1 pseudogene is annotated in these 314 nt (G+C 51.9%); it reads right to left on the bottom strand.

The window, feature by feature from the left end:
- Positions 1-314: pseudogene (locus FY046_RS23655) on the bottom strand (hypothetical protein); the annotation flags it as partial.

Raw genomic sequence — 314 nt, 5'->3', positions numbered from 1 at the left:
GTTTTCCTGAATCCTGCGACATTTCCATTATACACACCACCGGCGGCCAGCAGTCGCCCGGCTGCTTTGCTGTTGAGCATTTTCCCCGGTGGGGATTGCTGGCCGGAGTCACCGATATAATGCTTTTTCAGGGTGGGAGCGGGTTTTTTGCCGTGATGACGTTTCAGACACTGTTCATAGGCTCTCCTGACTGCCTGCTCGAACGGTGAGTCGCGGAGATCCCTGGAACCGCCATAAACCAGATTGCTGTCTGCATCGAAATAAAATGGATGGTGAAAAGGATCCCAGCGTTCTGAAGTATCAATGCCGATAAT

It is taken from the genome of Erwinia sp. 1181_3 (assembly GCF_052824965.1).
The sequence above is the reverse complement of the archived record's forward strand: the minus strand, read 5'-3'. Positions and strand labels throughout refer to the sequence as shown.